Source organism: Nocardioides sp. 31GB23 (assembly GCF_040012395.1).
GTDB classification, from domain to species: Bacteria; Actinomycetota; Actinomycetes; order Propionibacteriales; family Nocardioidaceae; genus Nocardioides; species Nocardioides salarius.
On record NZ_JBDYKJ010000138.1, the window covers coordinates 1 to 1,712 of the forward strand.

Annotated in this window: 1 protein-coding gene; it reads right to left on the minus strand. The window is 68.9% G+C overall.

Annotation, left to right across the window (positions count from 1 at the left end; translation table 11 throughout):
* Positions 1-146 precede the first annotated feature (146 nt).
* Positions 147-1,589 carry an IS1380 family transposase gene (locus ABKW28_RS22720; RefSeq protein WP_292726516.1) on the minus strand — a complete coding sequence of 481 codons (1,443 nt, stop codon included), beginning with the start codon at positions 1,587-1,589 and terminating at the stop codon, positions 147-149.
* Positions 1,590-1,712: the final 123 nt, after the last annotated feature.

A 1,712-nucleotide genomic window follows, 5' to 3' on the forward strand; every position in this document is an offset into this window, starting at 1 on the left:
AGCCCGGATCCACCGATGGACCGGGCCGGGATGGGTTGATCGTCGGCGCCGCGGAGTGAGGATGCCGGGGCGCGAGGGTCCGCCGGACCTCGCTGTCCGGGGTGTTCCACGGTGTTCTTCGTCGCGCCGCTCTCGCTGCTGGGTGGTCAGGCCGCGAGGGCTGGCGGCGGGTCGCTGACTCGGTCGAACAGCGCCGTCCAGGCGAACTCCCACGGCCAAGATTCCGGCAGGTGCAGGGTGACCCGGCGTGCTGAGGTTGCGACCCGCCCTGGCACGGTGATCAGCTTGCGACGGATGGTCGCAGTGGTCGCCTTCGCGAGTTGCGGGTCGCTCAGGCTGGCGGCGGCTCGGGTGAGGTTGAACGCCATCACGGCCAACACGAGCCAGGCGGCGTTCGCGGTGAACACCCCGGACGGCAGGTGTGCCAGCGCCGAGCTCTTGAGGTCAGCGTGGACCTGCTCGATGACTGCGTGATGACGGTGCGTCTTGTCGGCGGCGACGGTGCCGAGCACTTCGGGGTCGGTGGTGGTGAAGAAGGCGTGGAAGCGCCAGGTGTCGAACAGGGTGTCCTGGCCGGCGGCCTTGTTCTTCTCGGCGTTGAAGTCGGGGATCCTGCGAACCACGAGCCGGCCAGGGACGTGGTCGGTCTTCTTCTGTGCGGCGAACGCGGTGAAGTCGATCTCGGCGACCTCGGCGCGGGAGATCCACCGCTGACCGGCCTCGTCGAAGACAGCGTCGGTGTACTCGATCGTGGTCCACGCATCCTCGCTGATCGCTGCGATCGCGGCCTTGACCCGCTTGTCCATCCGCACGGTCACCGACACTGCGGCCCCACCAGCCAGCGCGGCGTGGACTGGTCCGCGACCGTAGAACGCCGAGTCCATCCGCACCAGGACCGGGTGGGCCTTGTCGAGCAGCCGGCGGGCCGTTCTCACCGCGTCGCCCACCAGTCGCTTGGCGCCGCGGGGTGAGGCGGTCGAGCCCTTGCGGAGCCGTTGGGCCACCACCACCGACGCCGACGTGGCACTCGTGAGGGTGGCCAGCAGCGCGTTGAGCCCACGGACTCCGGAGTAGCCGAAGCCGGCGCCCTGCTTGGCGTGGCCGTGGACCTCGATGATGGTGTCGTCGACATCGAGCAACGCGTACCCCCGATCCACCACGGTGTCGGTGCCGCTGGCTACGGGGCCGCCCGACGCTCGGAGCAGCCCGGTGAGGCCGGCCAGTGCGATCAGGAACCTCGAGGCGACCGCGTCGAGCTGACGCACGTGCCCGAAGGTGAACGCCCGCAGGAACGACCCAAGCGTCGAGGGCGCGTACGCGCGGGCGAAGACCCGTCCCATCCCGCCGTGGCGCAGCAACGCCATGTCATCGATGCTGTCCGCGCCCGCGACCATCCCGCCCACCAGCGAGGCGACCTTCAACCCCGCGTTCGCCCCCTTGTCCGTCGGCACGCTCAGGTGCTCATTCGCCAGGTCCCGCAGGCCGGCGGACTCGGCCAATGCGAGCGCCGGAACCAGGCCTGCGGCCGACACGAGATTCGGGTCATCGAAGACCGCCGAGGTCGATCGAAGCGTGTGAGAGAGTTTCACCTCAGAGATGCCCTTGCTGTTGGTGTGAATCGTTGCCTCAAGAACTCCGATTCTCCCGCCCAGCAAGGGCATTCTCGTTCTACGCCACGCTCACCCACCCAAGCTCATCGGTGGATCCGGGCT